This window comes from SAR202 cluster bacterium, assembly GCA_009392515.1.
Classification (GTDB): Bacteria; Chloroflexota; Dehalococcoidia; order Lucifugimonadales; family UBA6952; genus UBA6952.
In genome coordinates, this window is sequence record VFGE01000011.1 from 1 (window position 1) to 23,694 (window position 23,694).

25 protein-coding genes are annotated in these 23,694 nt (G+C 32.4%); 12 read left to right on the forward strand and 13 right to left on the reverse strand.

Annotated elements, in window-relative coordinates; all coding sequences use genetic code 11:
- The 5 genes from tpiA to FI695_00355 form a co-directional block, all read right to left on the reverse strand.
- On the reverse strand, positions 1 to 597 hold a 597-nt coding region (gene tpiA, locus FI695_00335), incomplete at its 3' end, for a triose-phosphate isomerase (GenBank protein ID MQG50410.1).
- A gap of 21 nt (positions 598 to 618) precedes the next feature.
- Positions 619 to 1,359 carry a 2,3-diphosphoglycerate-dependent phosphoglycerate mutase gene (gpmA, locus tag FI695_00340; protein MQG50411.1) on the reverse strand — a complete coding sequence of 247 codons (741 nt, stop codon included), beginning with the start codon at positions 1,357 to 1,359 and terminating at the stop codon, positions 619 to 621.
- Positions 1,360 to 1,379: 20 nt separating this feature from the next.
- Complete coding sequence (locus FI695_00345) at positions 1,380 to 2,582, reverse strand: phosphoglycerate kinase (GenBank protein ID MQG50412.1); 1,203 nt, start codon at positions 2,580 to 2,582, stop codon at positions 1,380 to 1,382.
- Between the two features lie 21 nt (positions 2,583 to 2,603).
- Positions 2,604 to 3,626, reverse strand: a complete 1,023-nt coding sequence (locus FI695_00350) for a hypothetical protein (GenBank protein ID MQG50413.1) — start codon at positions 3,624 to 3,626, stop codon at positions 2,604 to 2,606.
- A 14-nt stretch (positions 3,627 to 3,640) separates the two neighbouring features.
- Complete coding sequence (locus FI695_00355; GenBank protein MQG50414.1) at positions 3,641 to 4,249, reverse strand: threonylcarbamoyl-AMP synthase; 609 nt, start codon at positions 4,247 to 4,249, stop codon at positions 3,641 to 3,643.
- Positions 4,250 to 4,373: 124 nt separating this feature from the next.
- On the opposite strand from FI695_00355, the gene guaA reads away from it, so the two are divergent.
- The 9 genes from guaA (at position 4,374) to purS (ending at position 12,147) form a co-directional block, all read left to right on the forward strand.
- Complete coding sequence (gene guaA, locus FI695_00360; GenBank protein ID MQG50415.1) at positions 4,374 to 5,936, forward strand: glutamine-hydrolyzing GMP synthase; 1,563 nt, start codon at positions 4,374 to 4,376, stop codon at positions 5,934 to 5,936.
- Entirely contained in the window at positions 5,937 to 7,202 is a 1,266-nt protein-coding gene (purD, locus tag FI695_00365) for a phosphoribosylamine--glycine ligase (protein MQG50416.1), read from the forward strand.
- Between the two features lie 5 nt (positions 7,203 to 7,207).
- Positions 7,208 to 7,792 carry a hypothetical protein gene (locus FI695_00370; protein ID MQG50417.1) on the forward strand — a complete coding sequence of 195 codons (585 nt, stop codon included), beginning with the start codon at positions 7,208 to 7,210 and terminating at the stop codon, positions 7,790 to 7,792.
- 103 nt (positions 7,793 to 7,895) lie between these two features.
- Positions 7,896 to 8,354 (forward strand): 5-(carboxyamino)imidazole ribonucleotide mutase, encoded by a 459-nt coding sequence (gene purE, locus FI695_00375; GenBank protein MQG50418.1) that lies wholly within the window; start codon positions 7,896 to 7,898, stop codon positions 8,352 to 8,354.
- A gap of 3 nt (positions 8,355 to 8,357) precedes the next feature.
- A complete protein-coding gene (locus FI695_00380; protein MQG50419.1) occupies positions 8,358 to 9,023 on the forward strand; it encodes an HAD-IB family phosphatase in 666 nt (221 codons plus the stop codon).
- Positions 9,016 to 10,314: an adenylosuccinate lyase gene (locus tag FI695_00385; GenBank protein ID MQG50420.1), complete on the forward strand. Its 1,299-nt coding sequence runs from the start codon at positions 9,016 to 9,018 to the stop codon at positions 10,312 to 10,314. The genes FI695_00380 and FI695_00385 overlap by 8 nt, the downstream gene beginning before the upstream one ends.
- A 12-nt stretch (positions 10,315 to 10,326) precedes the next feature.
- Entirely contained in the window at positions 10,327 to 11,208 is an 882-nt protein-coding gene (locus tag FI695_00390) for a phosphoribosylaminoimidazolesuccinocarboxamide synthase (protein MQG50421.1), read from the forward strand.
- Positions 11,209 to 11,219: 11 nt separating this feature from the next.
- Positions 11,220 to 11,897: a DUF3105 domain-containing protein gene (locus tag FI695_00395; GenBank protein MQG50422.1), complete on the forward strand. Its 678-nt coding sequence runs from the start codon at positions 11,220 to 11,222 to the stop codon at positions 11,895 to 11,897.
- A gap of 1 nt (position 11,898) precedes the next feature.
- A complete protein-coding gene (purS, locus tag FI695_00400) occupies positions 11,899 to 12,147 on the forward strand; it encodes a phosphoribosylformylglycinamidine synthase subunit PurS (GenBank protein MQG50423.1) in 249 nt (82 codons plus the stop codon).
- 4 nt (positions 12,148 to 12,151) lie between these two features.
- Here purS and FI695_00405 read toward each other — a convergent pair whose 3' ends face one another.
- The 6 genes from FI695_00405 to FI695_00430 are packed head-to-tail and all read right to left on the reverse strand — an operon-like array spanning position 12,152 to position 18,136.
- The gene (locus tag FI695_00405; GenBank protein ID MQG50424.1) at positions 12,152 to 12,760 is read right to left on the reverse strand and encodes an imidazoleglycerol-phosphate dehydratase; all 609 of its coding nucleotides are present in this window, start codon (positions 12,758 to 12,760) and stop codon (positions 12,152 to 12,154) included.
- Positions 12,761 to 12,789: 29 nt separating this feature from the next.
- Entirely contained in the window at positions 12,790 to 13,878 is a 1,089-nt protein-coding gene (hisC, locus tag FI695_00410; protein MQG50425.1) for a histidinol-phosphate transaminase, read from the reverse strand.
- A gap of 23 nt (positions 13,879 to 13,901) precedes the next feature.
- Positions 13,902 to 15,188, reverse strand: a complete 1,287-nt coding sequence (hisD, locus tag FI695_00415) for a histidinol dehydrogenase (protein MQG50426.1) — start codon at positions 15,186 to 15,188, stop codon at positions 13,902 to 13,904.
- Positions 15,185 to 15,940 carry a zinc dependent phospholipase C family protein gene (locus FI695_00420; GenBank protein MQG50427.1) on the reverse strand — a complete coding sequence of 252 codons (756 nt, stop codon included), beginning with the start codon at positions 15,938 to 15,940 and terminating at the stop codon, positions 15,185 to 15,187. The genes hisD and FI695_00420 overlap by 4 nt, the downstream gene beginning before the upstream one ends.
- A complete protein-coding gene (gene hisG, locus FI695_00425) occupies positions 15,940 to 16,959 on the reverse strand; it encodes an ATP phosphoribosyltransferase (GenBank protein MQG50428.1) in 1,020 nt (339 codons plus the stop codon). The genes FI695_00420 and hisG overlap by 1 nt, the downstream gene beginning before the upstream one ends.
- Positions 16,960 to 16,963: 4 nt before the next feature.
- Entirely contained in the window at positions 16,964 to 18,136 is a 1,173-nt protein-coding gene (locus FI695_00430; GenBank protein ID MQG50429.1) for a hypothetical protein, read from the reverse strand.
- Between the two features lie 102 nt (positions 18,137 to 18,238).
- Between FI695_00430 and uvrC the strand changes: the two genes are divergently transcribed.
- Positions 18,239 to 20,137 (forward strand): excinuclease ABC subunit UvrC, encoded by a 1,899-nt coding sequence (gene uvrC, locus FI695_00435; GenBank protein MQG50430.1) that lies wholly within the window; start codon positions 18,239 to 18,241, stop codon positions 20,135 to 20,137.
- A 15-nt stretch (positions 20,138 to 20,152) separates the two neighbouring features.
- On the opposite strand, the gene FI695_00440 is transcribed toward uvrC, so the two are convergent.
- Together FI695_00440 and FI695_00445 are read right to left on the reverse strand one after the other, a co-directional pair.
- Positions 20,153 to 21,673: a glycine hydroxymethyltransferase gene (locus tag FI695_00440; GenBank protein MQG50431.1), complete on the reverse strand. Its 1,521-nt coding sequence runs from the start codon at positions 21,671 to 21,673 to the stop codon at positions 20,153 to 20,155.
- Positions 21,674 to 21,748: 75 nt separating this feature from the next.
- Positions 21,749 to 22,465 carry a hypothetical protein gene (locus tag FI695_00445; GenBank protein MQG50432.1) on the reverse strand — a complete coding sequence of 239 codons (717 nt, stop codon included), beginning with the start codon at positions 22,463 to 22,465 and terminating at the stop codon, positions 21,749 to 21,751.
- Positions 22,466 to 22,823: 358 nt separating this feature from the next.
- Here FI695_00445 and FI695_00450 point away from each other — a divergent pair, with 358 nt between their 5' ends.
- Entirely contained in the window at positions 22,824 to 23,027 is a 204-nt protein-coding gene (locus tag FI695_00450; GenBank protein ID MQG50433.1) for a glutaredoxin family protein, read from the forward strand.
- An 81-nt stretch (positions 23,028 to 23,108) separates the two neighbouring features.
- Positions 23,109 to 23,678 carry a thioredoxin family protein gene (locus FI695_00455; protein MQG50434.1) on the forward strand — a complete coding sequence of 190 codons (570 nt, stop codon included), beginning with the start codon at positions 23,109 to 23,111 and terminating at the stop codon, positions 23,676 to 23,678.
- The last annotated feature ends 16 nt before the right edge of the window (positions 23,679 to 23,694 follow it).

The following is a 23,694-nucleotide window of genomic DNA, read 5'->3' on the forward strand; positions in this document are numbered from 1 at the left end:
TTTTTTAGTTTTATTAAAGTATTTCATTAAAAAATTATTAATTTTATTACAAGCTTGGTTTGCTAACTCTGGGGAAGCTGCAGTGCCGGTCCCTATTGCCCATAAAGGTTCATAAGCGACAACCAATTGATTACAATTTTTCACATTTTGCAAAGCAGACTCTAACATTTCGTTCAGTGTCGAATCTAAATCTCCTTGATTTCGTTGTTCAATATTTTCACCAATACAAAGAATTGGAATCAAATCGCTTTCTATAGCTCTTAATATTTTCAAATTTATAATGTTATTAGTTTCTCCATACATCGTTCTTCTTTCAGAATGCCCAACAATAACATACTTGCAATATGGTGATAGCATATCTGCCGATATTTCACCAGTATAAGCTCCTGATGACTCATGTGAAATATTTTGAGATCCAAGGTTAATAGAAGAATTTTTTAATATACCAGCAGCTGATACAATTGAAGTATACGGAGGACAAATCACAATATTAATATCAGACTTTTGTTGAATCCCATTATTAATTTCAGTGACCAATTCAAGAGATTCTAAATTAGTTTTATTCATTTTCCAATTAGCAACAATTAAATAAGACAAACCAGAACCTCCTTATGTTATTTAATTCTGTTTCTTTGCCTGATTTGCTACTGCATTGGTTCTTTTAGCTATATCTTCAGGGTCACCAAGATAGTAGTGATTAATAGGATTTAAATCATTATCAAATTCATAAATAAGCGGAATACCTGTTGGAATATTAAACTCATTAATTTCTTCATCGTTCATATTATCTAAAAATTTAATTAAAGCTCGGCAACTGTTCCCATGAGCTACTAACAAAACATTTTTACCTGCTTCTAAATCTTTCTTAATTGCCTCATTCCAAACAGGTATGACCCGATCGAGAGTATCTTTTAATGACTCTGTGCGAGGAATATTTAGTCCTTTATATCGTCTATCAGATTCAAAACTTCTAGGGTCATCGGGTTTTAATTCTTCAGGTCTTACTGTATAGCTTCTTCGCCACATCTGAACCTGTTCAATACCATATTTCTCGGCTGTTTCGACTTTGTTTAATCCAATCAAATCACCATAGTGACGTTCGTTCAATCGCCAGGATCTATTTACAGGTATCCACATTAAATCCATATCATCCATAATTACCCATAAAGTCCTTATAGCTCTTTTTAATACTGAAGTATATGCAACATCAAACTGTATTCCACTTGATAATAATTCATTTGCAGCAAGCTTAGCTTCAGATATACCTTCTTCACTCAAATCAACATCTATCCAACCTGTAAACCGATTTTCAAGATTCCATTTGCTTTGTCCATGTCTAATAATTGCTAAAGGCACCACTATCTCCTCATATTTATAAACTATAAATCTACTACATCCACATCAGGTATTTTTGACACCCCAATTAAGTCTTTACCTTCCAGAAATTCGAGAGATGCTCCTCCTCCTGTAGATATATGAGTGACTGCATTAACTAAACCTAATTTATTAATGGCTTCTGCTGTTGATCCACCACCAACTATGCTCGTAACATTTTTTATATTTGCAACAGCTTCTGCAAGTCCCCTTGTTCCATTTGAAAATTGTTCGAACTCGAATACTCCCATTGGACCATTCCAAACTATAGTTTTACAATTATTTAGTTTGGAAATAAATAATTTGAGTGTTTCTGGGCCAATATCCATAACAAAACCTTTATCTTTTAATTCTGTTAAAGAGACTGTTTTGTACTTACTATCTATACTAAATGAATCCGCCACAACTACATCAGTAGGTAATATAACTTCAGTATTATTTTCTTTAGCCAATTGCAAAATTGATTTTGCGATGTTTACACTTTCCTCATCAATAGGGCCTTCCCCTACCGAATATCCTAACGCTGAAAAGAATATCATAGCCATCCCGCCACCAACTACTAGCAAATCTAACTTCTCAAACATATTTTGCAATAAATTTATTTTATCAACTATTTTTGCTCCGCCCATGATTGCAGCCATAGGTCTTGCTGGATCATCGAGAGCTGCACTTAAGTTTCGTAGTTCTTTCTCCATCTGGAAACCGGCATAACTAGGAAGAAAATCAGCTATTCCACTTATTGATGCATGATCACGATGGGAAGTACTAAAAGCATCGTTGACATAAATATCTGCCAAAGATGCAAGTGACCGGCAAAATGCTATTTCATTTGCTTCTTCTGCACCATAAAATCTAACATTTTCTAAAACCATAACATCTCTGGGCGCCATTTCGTTAGCCGCTTCACGAACTACATCACCAATTGTTTCCCGTACATATATAGTTTCTTGTCCAAGTAAAGCATTTAGTCGTTTTGCTACAGGAAACATACGCATTTCTTTAACAATTTTGCCTTTGGGTCTATCAAAATGCGAACACAAAATTATTTTACAATTGTTTTGCTGTAAATAACGAATTGTGGGAAGTGAGGCAAAAATACGTGTATCGTCAGATATTTGTCCTGTTATAGGATCTAAAGGAACATTAAAATCAACTCTCACTAAGACAGTTTTATCACTACAATCGGCGTCTCTAATAGTTCGTTTCATTAACAATTCCTCACAAAGTTTTTATTGCTTATCAAGACATATATATTTTATAAAAGCTAGTAAATCACTTTCAACACTTAAACTTAAACCCAGTTGTGAAAATCCATCAATAATCAGATCAAAATATTCATTTATATATTTTAAAGATTTGTTTTTGATATCTAATAAAGTAAGTAGCTCAGTTATCTTTTGGGCATCCTCTTCGGAAACCACACGTTGATAAAAAAGGTTTGCTAATTCCCGCTTTTGACTTACATCTGATTCAGAAAATGCCATCACAATTGGAAAAGTTTTCTTCTTGTTTAACAAATCTAAGCTATTATGATCCAAAGTATTTGTTGCCGGCCATATTGAATTAATATCAGATGTAATTTGACTGGCATATGCAATATTTTGTGCTAATGAAGTAATTAATAAACCATTCTTTGATAAAATCTCAGTTCCACATAAAGCTAATTGAAATGCACATTCAAATAATGAAGCAATTTTTTTTTGGACCATAATAAAATAATCATTAAGAAAAAAATCTATCCTTTCAAGTGAGGATAAATCTTCATGAATTCCTTCACATACTAGTAAACTAGAATTTTCTAGAAATCTTAATCGTTCATAAAGATTTTCTTTAGACGATTGGGTAGGTGAATTTACAAGTGCTAGCCTTGCCATAGCATGCAAGCCATCACCAACATTGATTGCTTGCGCTGGGCCATGTAATGCCCACAAAGTAGGTCGATTATTTCTATATTGAATTCCTTCACCAATATCTATATGAACTTCGGTAAACAGTTTTAACAACTCTAAGGATACAGCATTAGAAATATCAAATTCTATTGAGTTGTTAGCTAATTCAGAAACAAGCAGCGTTAGTATACCTAATTCCCAAATACGATTATTTTCTATACTAGGATTAATTTCTCCTAGTTCATCTCTTAATCCTACCTGATACTCCATTATTCGATAAATAGACGCTTCTCTATCAGAAAAAATATTCTGGATTGATTTAGAGATCGATGTATTATGCTTAGAAATATTATCAGTAATCATATTTTTTCACAGTATTAGTGGAATCTATTATATACCTTTTGAATAGTTTCAAAAGGGATTGCCCCTTGTCGAAGTAAATTTAATTTGTTGTTAGTAAATTCTATAATTGTAGATGGCTCACCTTGGATAATATTTTCTGAAGTAGGAAAAACGTAATCTACTAGTCCCTTAAAATTACTTTGAGCCTCATCATAATTACCCACTGGAGCCAGTCCAGAAAAATTAGCACTTGTACCTGTAATTGGTCTACCAAGTTCAGCTGCAATACGGCGAGGAACATCATGATTAGGAATTCTTAGTGCAACTCCAGAATGACCGCCAGAAACAAACTCTGATATTGAATTGTTCTTAGGCATTACTATTGTTAAAGCCCCCGGCCAAAAGTGCTCGCACAAATTTATAACGTCATCTGGCGGTGTATCTGTAACTAATTTTAACTGATCAACATTAGCTAATAAAAGTGGAATTCCTGCATTTTCATCACGAGATTTTAAATTTATTAATTTTTGTAACGCTAAGTCATTTTTGTAATCAACAGATAGTCCAAATTGAGTGTCTGTTGGCAAACAAACAACCCCACCAGATTGAATTATTTTAACTGCTTGATCAATTTTATTATCCATATAATTATCCTGTTTTTAATATTAGAAATTCGTGTAAATTTAATGCTTGACTGAGTATAGCATAAATGCTAACCTCGAAAACAATTACAATTTGCGTAACCACCTTGGAAGTTATTAAGATAATATGAACTCTAAATCTGAAATCCACAATGAAGAATCTATAATAATTGTTGATTTTGGATCTCAATTTAGTCACCTAATAGCTAGAAGACTCCGCGAAATTAATGTCTATAGTATTTTGATACCACCATCTAGTGATTTTGATACTGTGAAACGACTAAAGCCAAAAGGAATAATACTTTCTGGAGGTCCCTATAGTGTTTATGACACGAATGCCCCACTTGCACCTGATTGGGTTTATACTTCCAATTTACCTATACTAGGTATCTGTTATGGCATGCAATTAATTACACACCAATTAAATGGCAAAGTGACAGCTTCTTCGAAACGTGAATATGGGCATGCAAAACTTAACAAAAATAACCTTTCAACTACTTTATTAGACTCTATTGATGATAATAACGACGTATGGATGAGTCATGGAGATAAAATTGATAGCTTACCAATTGATTTTGAATGTATAGCAAGTACTGAAAATACACCATTCGCTGTAATCAAAAAAGATAATATATATGGTCTCCAATTTCATCCTGAAGTTTCTCATACAAATAATGGTATTCAAATTCTAAAAAATTTCGTTTATAAAATTTGTGGATGTATAGGTGATTGGACCCCCGAAAACTTTATCACTAAATCAGTGGATGAAATCAAGGAGATCGTCGGTGAAAATACTGTCATTTGTGCCCTGTCTGGAGGTGTTGACTCTTCAGTAACTGCAAGACTAATTCATGAGGCAATAGGTGATCAACTGCAATGTATATTTGTAAATAACGGACTATTACGCAAAGATGAATCAAAAAATGTTATTGAAGCCTTTGAAAAGTTTACAGATTTTAATCTCACCTATATAAATGCTGAAAGACAGTTTCTAAAGTCATTAAAAAATATTATTGATCCTGAGGAAAAACGTAAAATTATAGGAACGGAATTTATAAATATTTTCGAAGAATATTCGAAAAATAACTTTGCGAACGCAAAGTTCTTAGCACAAGGTACTCTCTATCCTGATGTCATTGAGAGTGAATCTAGTGACAATTCTAATTCAGCTAAGATTAAAACTCACCACAATGTTGGCGGTTTGCCAGAAAAAATGTCTCTTAAATTACTAGAACCTTTACGATATTTATTTAAAGATGAAGTAAAAAGCATAGGGAAATCACTGGGTCTTTCTGATGAATTACTGTACCGACAACCATTTCCTGGACCTGGATTAAGTATAAGAATCTTAGGTGAAGTAACTAAACAAAAACTAGATATTCTACGTGATGTTGATTGGATAGTCATTGATGAAATCAAATCTGCAAATCTATACCATTCCCTCTGGCAAAGCTTCGCTGTTTTAACTAATGCTAAAACAGTTGGGGTTATGGGTGATCACCGTACATATAGTTATGTTGCTGCAATCAGGGCAGTACAAAGTGATGACGCTATGACAGCTGACTGGGCAAAAATCCCCTATGAAGTTCTAAGTACTATTTCAAACAGAATTGTAAACGAAGTACCTTCTGTTAATCGTGTAGTCTATGACATAACCAGTAAGCCTCCTGGCACTATAGAGTGGGAATAAATGAAAGTTCTTATTGTAGGATCTGGTGGTAGAGAACATGCAATTGCATGGTCTATACGAAAAACAAATAGCGAAAATCTTCAAATATATGTAGCGCCAGGAAATGCAGGGACATTGCCTTTTGCTACTAATGTAAATATTCAAATTACCCAAATAAAAGAACTTACAACTTTTGCTAAAGAAAATAAAATTGATTTAACTATAGTAGGATCAGAAACTCCATTAGATTTAGGAATTGTAGATATATTTAGAATGAATAGTCTAAAAATATTTGGGCCATCAAAAAAAGCTTCTCAAATAGAATCAAGTAAAGAATTTGCAAAAAATATCATGAATAAAGCTAATGTCCCTACCGCCGACAGTATAACCTTTGACTCCTATCAAGAATCAATCAAATTTTTATCTAGAAAAACACCCCCATTTGTTATCAAGGCAAATGGCCTTGCAGCAGGTAAAGGTGTAACAATTGCCACATCGCATGAAGAAGCTTATGAAGCTTTAGATAACTGTTTAAATAAACAAATTTTTGGAGAATCAGGTAAAACTGTTTTAATTGAGGAATTTTTAGAAGGTAAAGAATTAAGTATATTTGCTTTTACAGATGGAAATTATATTTCACCGCTTATTGGAGCGTGTGACTATAAACGCGTTTATGATAACGATTTAGGGCCAAATACTGGAGGAATGGGAGGATATAGCCCTCCATATATTTTGAACAGTACTTTAAATCAAGAAATAAACTCAAAGATTATCACACCCACTATCCACGAAATGGCTAAAAACAATACGCCTTTTTCAGGAATTTTATATGGCGGATTGATTCTAACAAATCAAGGTCCAAAAGTAATTGAATATAACTGCAGGTTAGGAGATCCAGAAGCAGAAATATTACTTCCGTTATTAGATAGTAATTTATTCGAGATATGCCAAGCAGGTGCTGAAAACTCTCTAAGTCATTCAGAAATACGATGGTCAAGTGACTCTAGTGTAGGTATAGTTATAACGTCAAAAGGATATCCAAACGATTATGAAACAGATAAAATTATATCTATAGGAAATATAAAAAATAATTGCACAATATTCCATAACGGAACAAGCGTTGATAAAGAGAATAATTTAATATCTTCTGGGGGGCGTGTATTAACTATTGTCTCTACAAATAATACTATTGAAAATGCACGAAAAGATGTTTACGAATCTATAAAATCTGTTAATTTTATAGATTCCCATTATAGAACAGATATAGCTAAAACTACCGACAGATAAACAGTATGATAACTAACAGGCAATTTAAAATATACATAGAAAAATTCAAAGAATTTCAATCTACACCTAATTACAAATTGATGTTTTCTAAAAAGTGGAAAAATTTCCCTAGAATTTCTGAATTATTACAAGAAGAAAATATAGAAAAATTAACAAATAATGACCTAGAGGTAATTTATTCCAGTTTGCCAATTGGCCAAAAAAACAAATCGAAATTTTTATCTAATTCCTTAACTGATATACAGGAATGTTTATGGTTTTTATTATGGGAAGAATTATCTTATGAAATTAGAGTGTGGGAATTTTTGGACGACATGGGTGGTTATAAATTATTAGGAACAGATATTAACTTCACAAGTGGACTGCTAAGTGCACAACACCCTGATTTATATGGTCTTATTAATACAAGCACATCTAAAGGATTTAAAGTTTTAGGTTTCACACCTGATTTTTACAAAAACGAAAGTAAAGCAGGAATATTTCAAAAAAATCAGGAGGCATTATGGGAATTAAGTTACATTTCAGAACTGAATGATTTATTCCATACTCATGACTTTTTGGAATGCCTAGCCAAAAAACTTATCACTTAGAATTGAATCATATGATTAAAATTAATATACTTAAACGAGCAATATTTTAAGTATTCACACGATTTACTTTTAACTTTTTCATGTAACAAAAAAGGACAAAATAATGATTAAAGTCGGTATTTTAATTGGCAGTAAAACTGATCTTCCATATACAGAACCAACCCTCCAAATACTTACTGAAATGGGTATAGAGCATGAATTAAATATATTATCAGCTCATAGAAAACCGCAGGCAGTAGCCGAATATTCACAACAAGCTAAGGCAAAAGGTATAGAAGTAATAATTGCTATGGCTGGCGGAGCTGCAGCTCTACCAGGTACAGTTGCTGCATGGACAGAAATCCCTGTAATTGGTGTACCACTCCCTACAAGTGAAGTAAAAGGAATTGATGCATTATACGCTATAGTTCAAATGCCTCCGGGGATTCCTGTTGGATGTGTAGGTATCGGAGAATGGGGCGCAAGAAATGCAGCTTATTTAGCAGCTTCTATTGTAGGATTACAAGACGAAAAAGTCAGAGATTTATATGAAAAATATAGAAAAAACCTACGAGAAAATTAATACATGACTAACAAAAATATTACTGTCTTGATTGATTTTGATGACACTATTACCACAACCAATATCGCTCATATAGTATTATCAGAATTTGCTGAACCTAACTGGCCAGAAATTAGACAGCAATTTATTCAGGGTGAAATACCTCCAGAAGGCTATTTTGAGACACCTTTTGAAAATATTTCAGCCGAAAAATCCATCCAAACTAAACATATACAACAACATGCTATAGTTAGACCAGGATTTGTTGAGTTTAATAATTTTTGTATGGAAAACCGTATAAATATTATTATTGTTAGCAGGGGGTTAGATTACTACATTGAAGCTGTTCTTGATAAATACGAAATAACAAACATACCAATATATGCAGTCCCAACAAAATTTAACGGGGAAAAGATGAAAATCATATCAAAGTATACCGATATCAATTGTAATCAATGGGGAATATGTAAATGCAGTGTGTTAGAAAAATACCGTAAAACTAGTGATGTAATTATTTATATCGGTGATGGACAAAATGACTTATGTCCTGCAAGAAAAAGTAATATTATTTTCGCTAGAGATGCATTGTTAAGACATTGCAAACAAGAAAATATCGCTTTTTACCGATTTAGCGATTTTACAACTATACAAACAGAAGTTACGAAAATAATAGAGGAAAATAATGATTGATAGATATGCAAGAGAAATAATGAAATCAATTTGGTCTGAAAAAACTAAATATGATAATTGGTTAAAAGTAGAATTAGCAGTTTGTGAAGCTTGGAGTGAGATAGGAATTATACCCTTAGAAGATATGAAAAAGTTACAAAATGCTACATATAATCTTATCCGTATTAATGAAATATTCGATCAAACTAAACACGACATGACAGCTTTTACTCGTTCGATTACTGAGCAAATAGGCGAAGAAGGTAGATGGATTCACCTTGGTATAACATCAAATGACGTAATAGATACTGCCCAAAACTTGCAATTAGTAGAATCTGCAAACCAATTATTAAATGAGCTAGAAAGTGCCATTACAGCTGTAAAAACAAAAGCTATTGAACATAAAAATACACTAATAATGGGTAGAACTCATGGAATACATGCTGAGCCTACTACTTTCGGATTAAAATTAGCACTGTGGTGGGATGAATTAAATCGGTGCCGTACAAGATTAATCCAGGCAAAAGAAGGTATACAGGTATGTAAAATTTCTGGTGCAGTTGGAACCCATGCTACAATTCCTCCTATCATCGAAAAAAAAGTTAGCGAAAAATTGGGTTTAAAAGTTGCTCCAATTTCAAATCAAATTATCCAAAGAGACCGACATGCTCATTTTGTAACAACTATAGCACTGATTGGTGCTTCATTAGAAAAGTTTGGAACTGAAATACGATCTCTACAACGAACAGAAGTCCGTGAAGTTGAAGAACCATTTTCAGAAGGCCAAACCGGCTCTTCTGCTATGCCACACAAACGAAATCCAGAATTATCAGAAAGAATATGTGGTATCGCTAGACTTCTCAGAGGGTTTTCTATTACAGCAATGGAAAATGTTGCTTTATGGCATGAGAGAGATATAAGTCACTCATCTGCTGAGAGAATAATATTACCTGATGCATGTATGGGTTTGGATTACATTCTTTCGATATTTACCTATGTTATGGCAGGACTTAGGGTTTATCCTGAAAATATGATGGAAACCATTGAATCAACACGTGGAGTTATATTTTCTCAAAGGGTTTTACTCTCTTTAATTGATAAAGGCTTAAGTAGGGAAAACGCCTATGGTATAGTTCAAAAGAATGCAATGAGATCTTGGGATGATAAACTAGACTTTCGAGAATTGATTCGAAATGAAGAAATGGTAAAAACAGTATTAAAATCAGATGAACTAAATGAATTATTTGATTATAATTATTACACACAATATGTTAGTGAAACTTTTGATGAGTGTGGAATATTAAATAAATAGAAAGGTAAAAACATGTCATTACTAACAACCACAGATCTACCAAATCCAATTCATAAAGGTAAAGTTAGAGACACTTACGATCTAGGAGGAGGTTTCTTATTAATGGTTGCTACTGATCGCATATCTGCTTTTGACGTAGTACTACCTACTGGAATTCCTGAAAAAGGAATTGTCCTTACTGAGATTTCTGCATTTTGGTTTAACAAAACAAAACATATTATTGAGAACCATATGGTTGCACTATCAGAGGACCTTGCTCCCACATCATCACAATTCCAAAATATTCCAGAGGAAGTATCGAAACGAGGAATGGTAGTAAACCGAGCAAACAGATTAGATGTAGAATGTATTGTAAGAGGATACCTTGCTGGTTCTGCTTGGTCGGAATACAAATCTAAAGGAACAATATTTGGATCTAAGGCACCTGAAGGTATGAAAGAAGGTCAAAAACTAGAAACGCCTATCTTTACTCCCACTACAAAAGCAGAAATAGGTCATGATGAAAATATCACGATAGAAGAAATGAAGGGAATATTTGGAGAAGATTTAACAAACCAATTAGAAAAAATAAGTATAGAGTTATACAATTATGCGAACGACTATTCTGTATCAAAGGGAATAATACTAGCAGATACAAAATTTGAATTTGGTATGATTAACGATAAATTAACAATCATTGACGAGGTTCTAACTCCAGACTCAAGTCGATTTTGGGATTTAGATTCTTATGAAGAAGGTAGTCAACCGCCAAACTTTGACAAACAATTTGTCAGAGATTGGCTGGATACTAGTGGTTGGGATCACGAACCCCCTGCCCCAGAATTACCAGAAGATATAGTTAATAAAACTATAGAAAGATATAAATTAGCATATGAAATGTTAACAAAAGCTTAGGAAAAATAGTAATGCCAGATAATATAGCAAGTAAAAAAACACAGCAAAGAAAAGAGCGAAGAGAACGCCAACAAACAAAAGGAAAAACTAAAAATTACTTTTTCCTATCTATTTCTCTGATCATAGCAATACTCATTACTCTGTCTCTGTTTTTACCGTCAATAACAAGTACTTCAAATCAACCTAACCAAGGAGGTACTAATAGAGCAAGTTATAAATCAGGAGTTGGTACACCACAAACATTGATGGAAACTGCTAAACATAAAGATGGTATTGATATCGAATATAATACAACACCAGCATCTTCAGGTGATCACTGGTCAGTCTGGGCCAAGTGTGGATTTTATAATGAAGAACAAAAAGAAGAAAATACAGTCCACAACTTAGAGCACGGCAATATAGTTATGTATCATAACTTAACTCAAGCTTCACAAATACAAGAACTCAGAGAATTTACTGAAAGTTTAAACAATTCAAAAGATTGGTTAATCGTAAGTCCCTTAGAAAAACTACCTGCAGGCAAAATTTCTATGGTAGCCTGGGGTGTAATTCAAACATTTGACACAATAGACAAATCAGGTATTGAAAAATTCTTTGAAACATACAAAGGTAACATTTTTAGCGAAGAGACACGGGGTGTTGGGCGCGGGTTACCATGTACTGGTACTCCAACATCAATGTCAAAATAAAATGTTGATAGCAAAAATACATATAACCTTAAAAGAAGAGGTAAGTGATCCTCAAGGCATGACTGTTAAAAGTTCGTTATCTCGTATAGGACTTAATAACATACAATCAGTACGAATTGGAAAATATATTGAAGTTACTCTAGACACTGATTCTCATAAAGATGCAGAAAATAATGTAAAAGTAATGTGTGAAGAATTATTAGTAAATCAAGTTATAGAACAATATACATTTGAAATCACACATGTCTAATACTCTATAATGAACCTTTTGTACTTGGGATAACATCGCTGATAGCTGGGTCTATTTTGACAGCAGTTCTCAAAGATCTAGCCAAGCCTTTAAATAATGCTTCAGCTTTATGATGAGGATCAGAGCCTTCTAAAACCTGCGCATTCAAGTTCATTCCTGATTCAATAGCAAATCTTGCAAGAAAGTGTTCTATTAATTCACCATTAAAAGTTCCTATCATTACCCCTTCTAATTCTGATTTAACAACAGCATATCCCCTACCACTAAGATCTACCGCGACACGTGCTAATACTTCATCTAAAGGAATTAAAGCAAAACCCATACGAAATATCCCTTTACTATTGCCTAAAGCAGTTTTTAGTAATCTACCAAGCATAATCGAAACATCCTCAATTAAATGATGTTCATCTGTAATATTGTCACCTTCTGCTATAAGATCGATATCAATTAATGAATGGCGACTTAGTTGCTCCACTAGATGATCAAACATAGGATCACCAGTTTTTATTTTGTATTTCCCTGTACCATCCAGATCAATTGAAGCTGTGATTTTAGTTTCTCGCGTTTCACGAGTTTCACTTGCTATACGTTTTTTATTTTCTAATTTGTTCATAAAATTCTCCTATATTAGATAGAAATTTATTATTGTTTTATAAAATCTAAAAGTTTTTGATTTTGGTCACGAGAACCTATACTAATACGAAGGTAATTTCTTAATAATTCATTTTCATAATAACGTACAAGAATACCTTTTGATAGCAATCTATTATACAACTCAACTGAATCTAGATTAACAATTTTTGTGAGTATAAAATTTGCGTCAGATTTTATGGGCTCCATAAATGGGATTTCATTAAGCTGTTCAAACATCCAGTCTCGTTCTTTTTTTATAATATCCACCCGTTCAAGAAGTAATTCTAAATCCTCTAAAGAAGCCTTAACGGCAATTTCTGCTGCAATAGAAATATTGTATGGTGGTTTTATTACTAATAAATGTGATACCAAACTTGGATTCATTATGCCATACCCGATTCTCATCCCTGCTAAACCAGCCCATTTACTAAAAGTACGTAGTATTACTAAATTGGAATAATCATCAATTAGATCTATACACGTTTTACCTGAAAATTCATAGTATGCTTCATCTACTATAACTAAAACATCTTTTTGCAAAATTTTTGTAACAAGACTTTTATCAATTAAACGTCCAGTCGGATTATTTGGTGAAGTTAAAAATACAATCTTAACCCCATTTTCAATGGCAGATAATATTGAATCTTCGGTGATCTCGAAATTTTTATCCATAGACACTGAAACCGTTTCTCCACCAACTAATTCAGTAAATGTTGAATACATAGCAAAAGTTGGGACTGGCTGACATATCTTATCACCAGGTTCAATGAAAAGTCTTATCAATAAGTCAATAATCTCATCGCTACCCGCTCCAGCAATAATTCTATCAGAAGAAGTTCCTGCATAATTAGCTATAGCTTCTCTTAGTTTTTCTTGTAAAGGGTCTGGGTATATATTGTAGTCTTTAAATTCAGCTAATGCTTTAGCAACTTTAGGGGAAGACCCAAACATATTTTCATTTCCATCAAGTTTTACAATATCATTTTCCGAAACGCCAAACTTTTCAGCCATTATATCTGGCGGATAGATAGGAACATATGGTTGCATATTTTGTAACCGAGGTATTATCAATTTATCAATTTTTTTCTGATTCTCCATAAAGTATAAGTTCTCTTAATATGTTATAGACGAATTCGAGCAGATTCCCTATGACCTGTCAAGCCTTCATGCTCTGATATAATCATAGCAGTTGGTATCAATTCTTTTACAGTTTTATTATCTAATCCTATTATCGGCATATATTTAATAAATTGTTGTGCTCCAAGATACGATGAGTACCTTGATGTTCCAAAAGTAGGTAAAGTGTGACTTGGTCCAGCAATATAATCGCCCATCACTTCTGCAGAATAGTCTCCTACAAAAATAGCACCTGCATTAATAATATGATTTACCCAATCATTAGCATTTTGAATATTTAAACAAACATGCTCTGGAGCAATCAAATTAGTAAGCTCGACACATAATTGAATATTATCAACCAATATCAATGCACAATTATTATCTATTGATTTTTTTGCAATTTCATTTCTCTCTAATTTCTCTAATTGTTCATTGAGTTCTATTTCTACTTTTTTCAAAATATTTTCAGATGTAGTAATAAGAACAGGAAAAGCTAATTCATCATGCTCAGCCTGTGCTAACATATCTGCCGCACAAAACTCTGGTCGAGCAATATCATCTGCTATAACGACTGTCTCAGTTGGTCCGAATAATCCGTCTATTCCCACTTCTCCAAATACTTTTTTCTTTGCCAAAGTAACAAATATGTTACCGGGGCCACATATTTTATCCACTTTGGGTATTGTTTGTGTTCCATAAGCCATAGCTGCGATTGCTTGAGCCCCTCCAATGGAATACACCTTATCGATACCAGCTATTTGAGCAGCAGCAAGTATACTATCATCGGGCATGCCATTTGCTTTAGGAGGGGTACACAAAATAATTTCCGGAACTCCTACTGCCTTAGCTATCATAGAAGACATAAGTACAGTAGAAGGATAAGTAGCAGTTCCTCCAGGAACATATAAACCTACTTTTTGCATAGGAACGACCGATTCTCCTAAACCTGTTTCAACATCAAACCAACTTGACGGCATAGTCCGTTTAGCAAATTCATATATCCTTTTGGAAGAAATTTTTAAAGCATCTAAAAGTTCATTTGAAATATTTTTAGCACCATTACTAATATCTTCATCACTCAATTGAATTTTTGTTATATTAACTTTATCAAATTCTTTGGTATATTCAATTAAAGCTTGATCGCCGTGAATTCGTACATTTTCAAGTATTTTATCTACAGATTCATTATAAGATGATGAAACTGAATTTTGTGACAACTCTCCAGCATTAGCTGTGTTTCTATCTTGAATAAATGAGCGTGCAGCCTCAATATTTTTTATAATTTTCATAGTAGATACTCCTTTATTAATGATTGCCAGCTGCTTATTATATTGGCTCTATAGGCTTTTATCTCTTTTTTAGGTACTTGATGATATAAATCTTCTAAACTATCAGGTAAATTTTTTATAAAGTCATTAGCCAAAGATTCTGCCATTCCGCTATCTTTATCTGGATACTGCCTTCTTATCATAAATATTAATCTGCTCCAATCAAATGCATTGCTAAAAACCCGCTTAATTGTATCAGTAAATTCTTTAAATGATTCATTTGATATAAAATCAATTTCAATATCATCAAAATCTATAGCTAATTCATGAGTATATCCACTAAAGTTTTCATGTTGTAAATGAGTTTCTCTGTCCATATCTAGTTGCATAGCTCTATCCATAATATTGCCAATAATTTTATTTGGGAAAACGTTTCTATTACCAAAGTATGGTCGATACATATCAATAATCCATGTTTCATCAGCTACTAAGTGAAGTATATAACCTGCTAGAAAAGATTTTGTTACAGAATTTAATGATTCTTTATTTAAAAGTTTAGGGTTTTCTTTAAATAAATTGTGCGTACCTGTTCCAATTATCTTATTTGATATAGGGACAAAATGCGTGTTATCTCGACTCATTTTAGTAATAATTCTTACATCAGGAGAACAACAACCTAATAAAAATGAACCTATATTATTAGATATTAGTGAATCTTCTTCTAAACCTATACAGTCCAATCCAAAACCTATGTGAGCCACTAGATTAGGCATTATTTTTTACCTGAAATATTATTCATCAATTTCGTAAATAAATTTGATTCACCATCAAAAACATAATCTGGTTTGTTTACAATAATATTTGAAGCACCGATCTCTCGTAAATTATCAGTGACAACTTGTAAATTTTTGCGTTTTAATACTATGGTAAGACTATATGAACTACTACCATTAGTAGTATAAATTCGAGAAATCCGTGGCCCTTGAAATCCATTTGTGGTAATAGAATTCATGAAAGTATTTGCAGCATCTTCTTCATTATCTGCATTCAAGTTAAATGTTACATTATAGTAGTCCTTACCTTCTAAATACCCTTCTATCATTGCAATAAATTTTCGTGCTGAATTTAATTTTTCAGGTTCATTGATTAGTGATCTTGTACTAGCAATCAAGCAGGCTTGAGATTCGATAATTGTACCATCAGCAATTGTTTTTAATTGATTCTCTCTCAATGTTGTGCCTGTGGATGTGATATCCACAATTATATCTGAAAAGCCCATAAGAGGAGAGACCTCTAATGTCCCTGAAGAATATATAGTCTTAAAATAATTAATACCATTTTGGTAGAAAAATTTGCTTGTTAACCTTGGATATTTGGTAGCAACTCTTAATTCTCTACCTGTATGTTTAAATTCTAAAGCTAAATCTGATAAATCTGACATAGCTGAAACATCTATCCAGCCTTGTGGAACTGCAATAACTAATTTACAATTGCTATAATCTAAATCCTCACATACAACAAACGCATTCCCATCATCTATTTTAAACTCTTCAAATCTATCAAGTCCAACTATACCAAGATCAGCACTACCATCTTCTATTTTACTAGATATATCAGCTACTCTTTGAAAAAGAACTGTTACATTTTCAAGACCTTGTAAGGATCCTAAATATTGCCTTGAGCTACCTCTTTTTACAGATACACCTGAATTTTTCAAAAAATCCAAAGTTGCTTGATACATCTCTCCATCGCTAGGCAAAGCTATTTTTAAAACTTCACTTTTATCGTTCAAAGTTTTACCTTCCTACTTCACTTATCATTTGCAAAGCATCTAAATTCCACGCAAACCCTAATGCTGGGGTCGAAATTTGACCATCCCCCAAAACTCTTACAAGATCATCATACCTTCCACCCTGATTTACAATAATATTTTTATCTTCATAATCTGATGTAATTTGAAAAACTAATCCGGTATAATACGGAATTTCTTTACCTAAAGATAAGTCTATTTGGATATTATTAATTTTCACAGTTTGTTTTAACGAATCTATTACATTTGATAAGTCATTAATTATTTCTCGTATTTTCGTAGAACTATTTTTGGCTACATGATTAAGTACTTCTGTATATTCACCTTCGTAAGAAATAATTTCATATATAGTATTTAAAGTTTTTATAAAATTATCTACTGATTGAGAATGGATTCCTTTGTTTAAAAACCGTGTTTGTATTTCATCAATAGTTCTGACACCTAAATTATACATACCCATATTTTTCAGATACGATTGTAATAGTTCTCCCCGATCTTCATTATTTGGTAATTCTTCATTGGTCTCTTTGCTAATAAGACCTAAATTCATAGCTAAACCTACAAGTTTTTCAATGCCAGAATCGCCCTCTTTAATTACACTTAAATGTTCAGAAATAAAAAATTTAAGTCTATTGGAAACATTTAATTCATCTAAAATCTGGTTAATAATTTCCATATGGCCTATTCGAAGTGAAATATCATTTAAGAAAAGATTTGTTCCTTGTATAGCAGTTGTAACCACTTCAGTATCCAAAGATTTAGACGAGGCTCCAATTAATTCACATCCTACTTGAGTGTATTCTCTAAGCCCCCCAATATTTTCAGTTGTATATCTAAAAATTTGTCCATAATAAAATATCTTTGTTGTGATTTGTGGATCAATCTTCTGGTTCAAGAATGCACGAACTGCTGAAGATGTAAATTCAGGCCTCAGACTTATATTACGCCCCCCTGGATCAGTAAATGAATACATTTTACTTGCCAAAGTACCACCAGATTTTTTTAACAACAAATCTGTTTCTTCTAATATCGGAAGGTCTATTTGTTCAAAATTAGAGCTTTCTAAAAATTCCACGAGAGTATTAAGCATAATTCTTTTGCTTCTAGCTCGTGAACTGAATACATCCTTCATTCCTTGTAATGGATTTAAAGATTCCATATTTACCTTATCAATTAGGTGTTATTTATATTTAAAACTAATACATTCTAAAGCAAAGCTTCCAAAGAAATCAAACTCGATATACAATTTATGAACTAAGTCATTTTTTTATATGGTCATAAATTGAAAAACCAACCAGCAAATATAGTTGAACAATTAAGTAAAACTCCTTCTGATCCGGGAGTTTATCTAATGCAGAATGAAAATAATCAAGTCTTATATGTAGGGAAAGCAAAGCATTTAAAAAATAGAATACGATCTTATTTTAATTCCTCATCAAACTTATCGCCGAAAATCCAACAATTAGTTCATAACATTGAACGATTTGAATACATTGTTACGGAGACTGAAACTGAAGCGTTAATTCTTGAAAATAATTTAATAAAACAACTAAAACCCTATTACAATGATCGATTAAAAGATGATAAAACATACCCTTTTATTAAAGTCACACTACAAGAAAAATTTCCAAAAGTTCTATTTACAAGAAACATAAAAAATGATGGATCGAAATACTTCGGGCCTTTTACCAGTGCACGTTCTGTTAGAACAACAATGAATTTATTAAAAAGGTTGTTTCCGTATCGCTCATGTACAAAAACCATAACAGGAAAAGATGATAGACCTTGTTTGGATTTTCATATAAATAGATGTGTTGGTCCATGTATAGGAGCTTCAACAAAAGATGATTACAATGAGATAATAAACCATGTAATTCTGTTCTTGGAAGGCGACAAAAAGGAAATTATTCGCCAATTAAAAACTGCAATGAAAAAATCTTCTATCAATCTTGAATATGAAAAAGCAGCCAATTATCGTGATCAAATACTTTCCATAGAACAAATTAATGAAAAACAACGTATGTTTAATGCTGATAAATCATATAAAGATATTATTGGGATTTACCTATCTAATAATGAAGCCGCGATCCAAGTCCTTCATATACGAAATGGCAATATGGTTGGACGAAATCATTTTTTAATGGAATCAATAATGGATAATAAAGAAAATGTGATAGCCAGAGAATTTATTGAACAATACTATAGCTTTTATCACGAAATACCTTCTGAAATTATTGTTCAAACAGAATTAGATACTGAAAGAGAAATCACAGAAGCATGGCTAAAATCAAAAAAAAATAAGTCCGTAAAAATAACTATTCCTAAGAGAGGAGATAAGAAGAAATTATTGAATCTAGCAATACAAAATGCTAAAGAACAATATAACAATAAATTCGTTGGAGAGAAAATACAACTTGAACACACAAAAAACACCCTACTCGAGATAGAGGAATCTCTAGGTTTAAATAAAATCCCTAAACGTATCGAGTGTTATGATATTTCAAATATACAAGGTACAAATCCTGTTGGATCCATGACTGTTTTTATAGATGGCGAACCTGAAAAATCGCACTACAGAAAATTTAAAATTGCTCATGTTGAAGGGATTAATGACTATAGCATGATGAAAGAAGTATTATCAAGGCGTTTAAAGAACTTATCAGACCCCAAAAAACCCGATTGGAATAACAAGCCTGATTTAATTGTAATTGATGGAGGTAAAGGACATCTTAATGCTTCTCTACAAACACTATTAGAACTCGGGTTATACCCCGAAATTAATATCTGTAGCTTAGCAAAAAAGAAAGAAGAAATATTTGTACCCGAACAGGCTGAATCTATCATACTGCCCAGGAATTCTACAGCTTTACATTTGTTTCAATACATAAGAGATGAAGCTCATAGATTTGCAATTACATTTCATCGCTCTTTAAGAAATAAAAAATCCAACTTATCGATTATAGATTCTATACCTGGAATAGGTCCTAAAAAAAAGTTTGCATTATTTGAAAAGTATCAAACAATTAAACAAATAGAAAATGCTAGTATTACAAATATTTCTAAAATTAATGGGTTTAATAATAGTTTAGCTCAAAAGATTAAAAATACCATCAAAGAATGGAGAAAATCTCAAGAAAAAATTTCTGATAAATTAAACTAGCGAGGGTACTCTGAATTAAATAAATACTCTTTGCATGAACTCAATATCTAATTCAGGATAAACTGGGAAATTATTTAATAAATTGGAAACAACGCTTTTAGCTTGATTAGTAATATTTTCAGATAAAGTGTAATTGGCTTTGCTAAATGAACCAGCGTTTTTCCCACGTTTAATAGTATCAGGTTTGGTATTTGATAAAACTTTTGCAAAAACACTCGCTATCTCTTTCATTTCATTAAGTCCCATACCTAGCGTTGTAATAGCTGGAGTGCCTACTCTTAATCCACTTGTATACCATGCACCATTCTGATCGAAAGGTAATGAATTACGGTTAATCGTTATTCCAACATCTCTTATGGCTTTTTCAGCTTGTCTCCCAGTAAGATTCAATTTTGAAACATCTATCAATAAAAGATGATTGTCAGTTCCGCCAGTCAACACTTCTAAACCATTATCAATACAAGCTTGTGCAAAGGTTTTTGCATTATCCACTATTGATTGTGAATATTGTTGAAACCCACTAGTATTTGCTTCAGCAAATGCAACAGCTTTAGCTGCCATCACATGTGGTAAAGGCCCGCCAATAACTAATGGGCAGCCTTTATTTACATAGTCTGTATATTCTTTTTTACATAAAATCATTCCGCCACGAGGGCCTCTAAGAGTTTTGTGGGTTGTAGAAGTAACGATGTCGGCGTACTTAACAGGATTGTATTGATCAATTAATGTTTTACCTGCTACTAAACCTGAAAAATGCGCCATATCAACCATTAATACAGCACCAACTTCATTAGCGATTTCTTTCATGATTTTGAAATCTATAAGACGAGAATATGCGCTGTAACCAGCTAGTAAGATTAAAGGTCTAAATTCTTTAGCCTGCTTGCGTATAACATCATAATCCAATAATTTAGAATCTTTATCGACATCATAATTTTCAACTTGAAACATCCTAGAAGAAACGTTATGACGATAGCCATGACTTAAATGTCCTCCTGAATAGTAATTCATTGCTAGGAGCTTTTGGTTACCAAATAATTTTCGTAATTCTGACCACTCAGACTGAGTCAACGCAGTGATATCTTTTTTTTCTAATTTATCAAGAAAAGGTTCTTGGACTGTTTTACTTAGTATAGCCCAATATGCAATTAAGTTAGCATCTGCCCCTGAATGCGGTTGAACATAAGCGTGTTCTGCATTAAATAATTCCTTTGCTAGATCAGCAGCCCTAGATTCTATTGTATCAACATTATCACAACCTGCATAAAACCTGTGAAAGGGAAAGCCTTCAGCATATTTATCGGTAAAAAGATTTGCTTGAGCCATTTGTACCGCAATTGATGAAAAATTTTCACTAGCGATCATTTTAAGATTTGATCTTTGATCTATTAATTCCTGAATAATGGATTTTGATACTGATGGATCTATTGAATGTACCAATTGCAGAGAAGAAAGATACGCTATAGAACTAAGTGTTGATAAATCATTTAGCTTAGAAATTTCTTCTTTTAGTATTGGATTAATATTAGAAACCATAAAAACTCCTATCGTATTAATAACATTATACGATATAAATGGTTAATATGATTGAATTTATTTACACGAAATCTATTAATTCAAGTTACTTTGATCAGGATGAAAACTAAAATCATCATTAGGCATAGTTAATTTAATAGCTTTTAATAAATTTATAGCTATATCAATGTATTCTTGTGATAATGGAGCAGTCAATTTAGCATCTCCGGCTCTTAAAATCAGGGTATCTCCATCAGTGTATTCAGAAAGTTCTGTAGCGTCTGATAACGATGAAGGAATATTTAAATTAGGGGTACTGATAGATATGTCAGCTTCTGTATAATTTACAGAATGATGAGATAGTGCTCTTGATGCATCATTAAGATGTTTTTGAATTAAGGTAAATCTCTTTATAATTTCAGGTTTGTCAGCTCTAGTAATTTCCTCTAAAGCAACCAAAAGTGTTTTGTCATCAGGAGCTTCTCCCTCAAAACGATCATATAATGCAAATAAAAGATCAACTCTTTTAAAAGATTGAGAAGTAGCTTGTAATCGTTCAGATTCATTAGATGGATTAATAATACGCTGTGCAAGATCTGATACTCTTAGTTCACCACGCCCCTCAACAAGTCCAAAATCACGTAAAGCAGCAATTTTGGCAAATAATGTTCCACTATTTTCAGCCATGCCTAATTCCCAAGCTAGTCCTTTTACACGAATAGTACCTTTAAATTTATTAAGGATACGTGCTGAAATCTCAATTGCATCGCTAAATCGAATATCTGGATAAGAATAAGTACCAAGCTTTGCCATAACTAACCTCCATTTGCCTCCAAGTAATTGCTAAATATTCTGTTAAATTCTCTATGCTTATAAGTAAAAAAATAGATGGATTTGCTATTTTATAATATTCTTATAATTGCTATTAAATTTACTACATAATCTACTATAACTCCTAATTTTTGTCAACAATTTGCTATTTTCTGCTACTATATTACTATAATTCTGCTAATTTTATCTAAATTATTCTAAGTTTTTACTATATACCTGCTGCTTACTCCTAAATATTCTTATTAAGATCTGGGAATTTGCTGAAATATTGCTAAAAGGTATGAATTTTGAGATTTATTGTATATAATCTGTCTGATTAGTGATTTAAGGGGGATATATTATGCGTATCTTATATACTTTAACTACATGCCCTACTTGCATGCAGCTTAAACTAGACTTGAAAAAGAAGGATGTAGAGTACGAAGAAAGGCAAGTTGATAAAAATCAAGCATGGCTTGATGAAGCGCTAGCTTACGCTGATACAGTTCCTATCATGATTGAAGATGAAACTGTAACTGTAGGATTTAATGGAAGTATGGGCTGAGAAATTGAATAATAGTCGAGTTCGACTATACTAAATGCTCGAGAATACAATTTTATGACCACTTAAGGGGAAAAGTACACAATGACTAATATAAATGCTGTAATAACCATTGATAGGTATAATTCAGGTCTGAATTACAATGAATACCTATCTAAAATTAATGTTAATAAAGAAAGATTTGAAGAATTTTATCAAAACTTTAATCTACCAAATGAAATTAGAGATATTTTTGTAAATGCTCAAAAAAACAATGGTCCTTTAAAAATTTTAGTTATTGGAGAAGATTGGTGTCCGGACGTTTATAGAGGTATGCCAATCATGGCAAAAATCGCATCTGAATGTAATATAGAAATAAAAATATTCGCTCGGGATGAAAATTTAGACCTATCTGACCTTTTTCTTAAAGATGGGAAATATCGATCAATACCTGTCTGTGTATTCTTCACTAATAAACTTGAATATATTGGTCACTGGATAGAGCGTTCAAGTAAAGCTAATGAAGAACGTAAAATAATCGAAAATGAAATAATTAAAGAAATGCCAGATTCAGATGAACAAGATATTAGGAGTGAGCTTCGAAAAAGAACCCGAAACAAATATCCTGAATGGCAAATAGAAACAGCAAAAGAACTAGCCAATCTTTTACAATAACTTTTAATTATGCGCT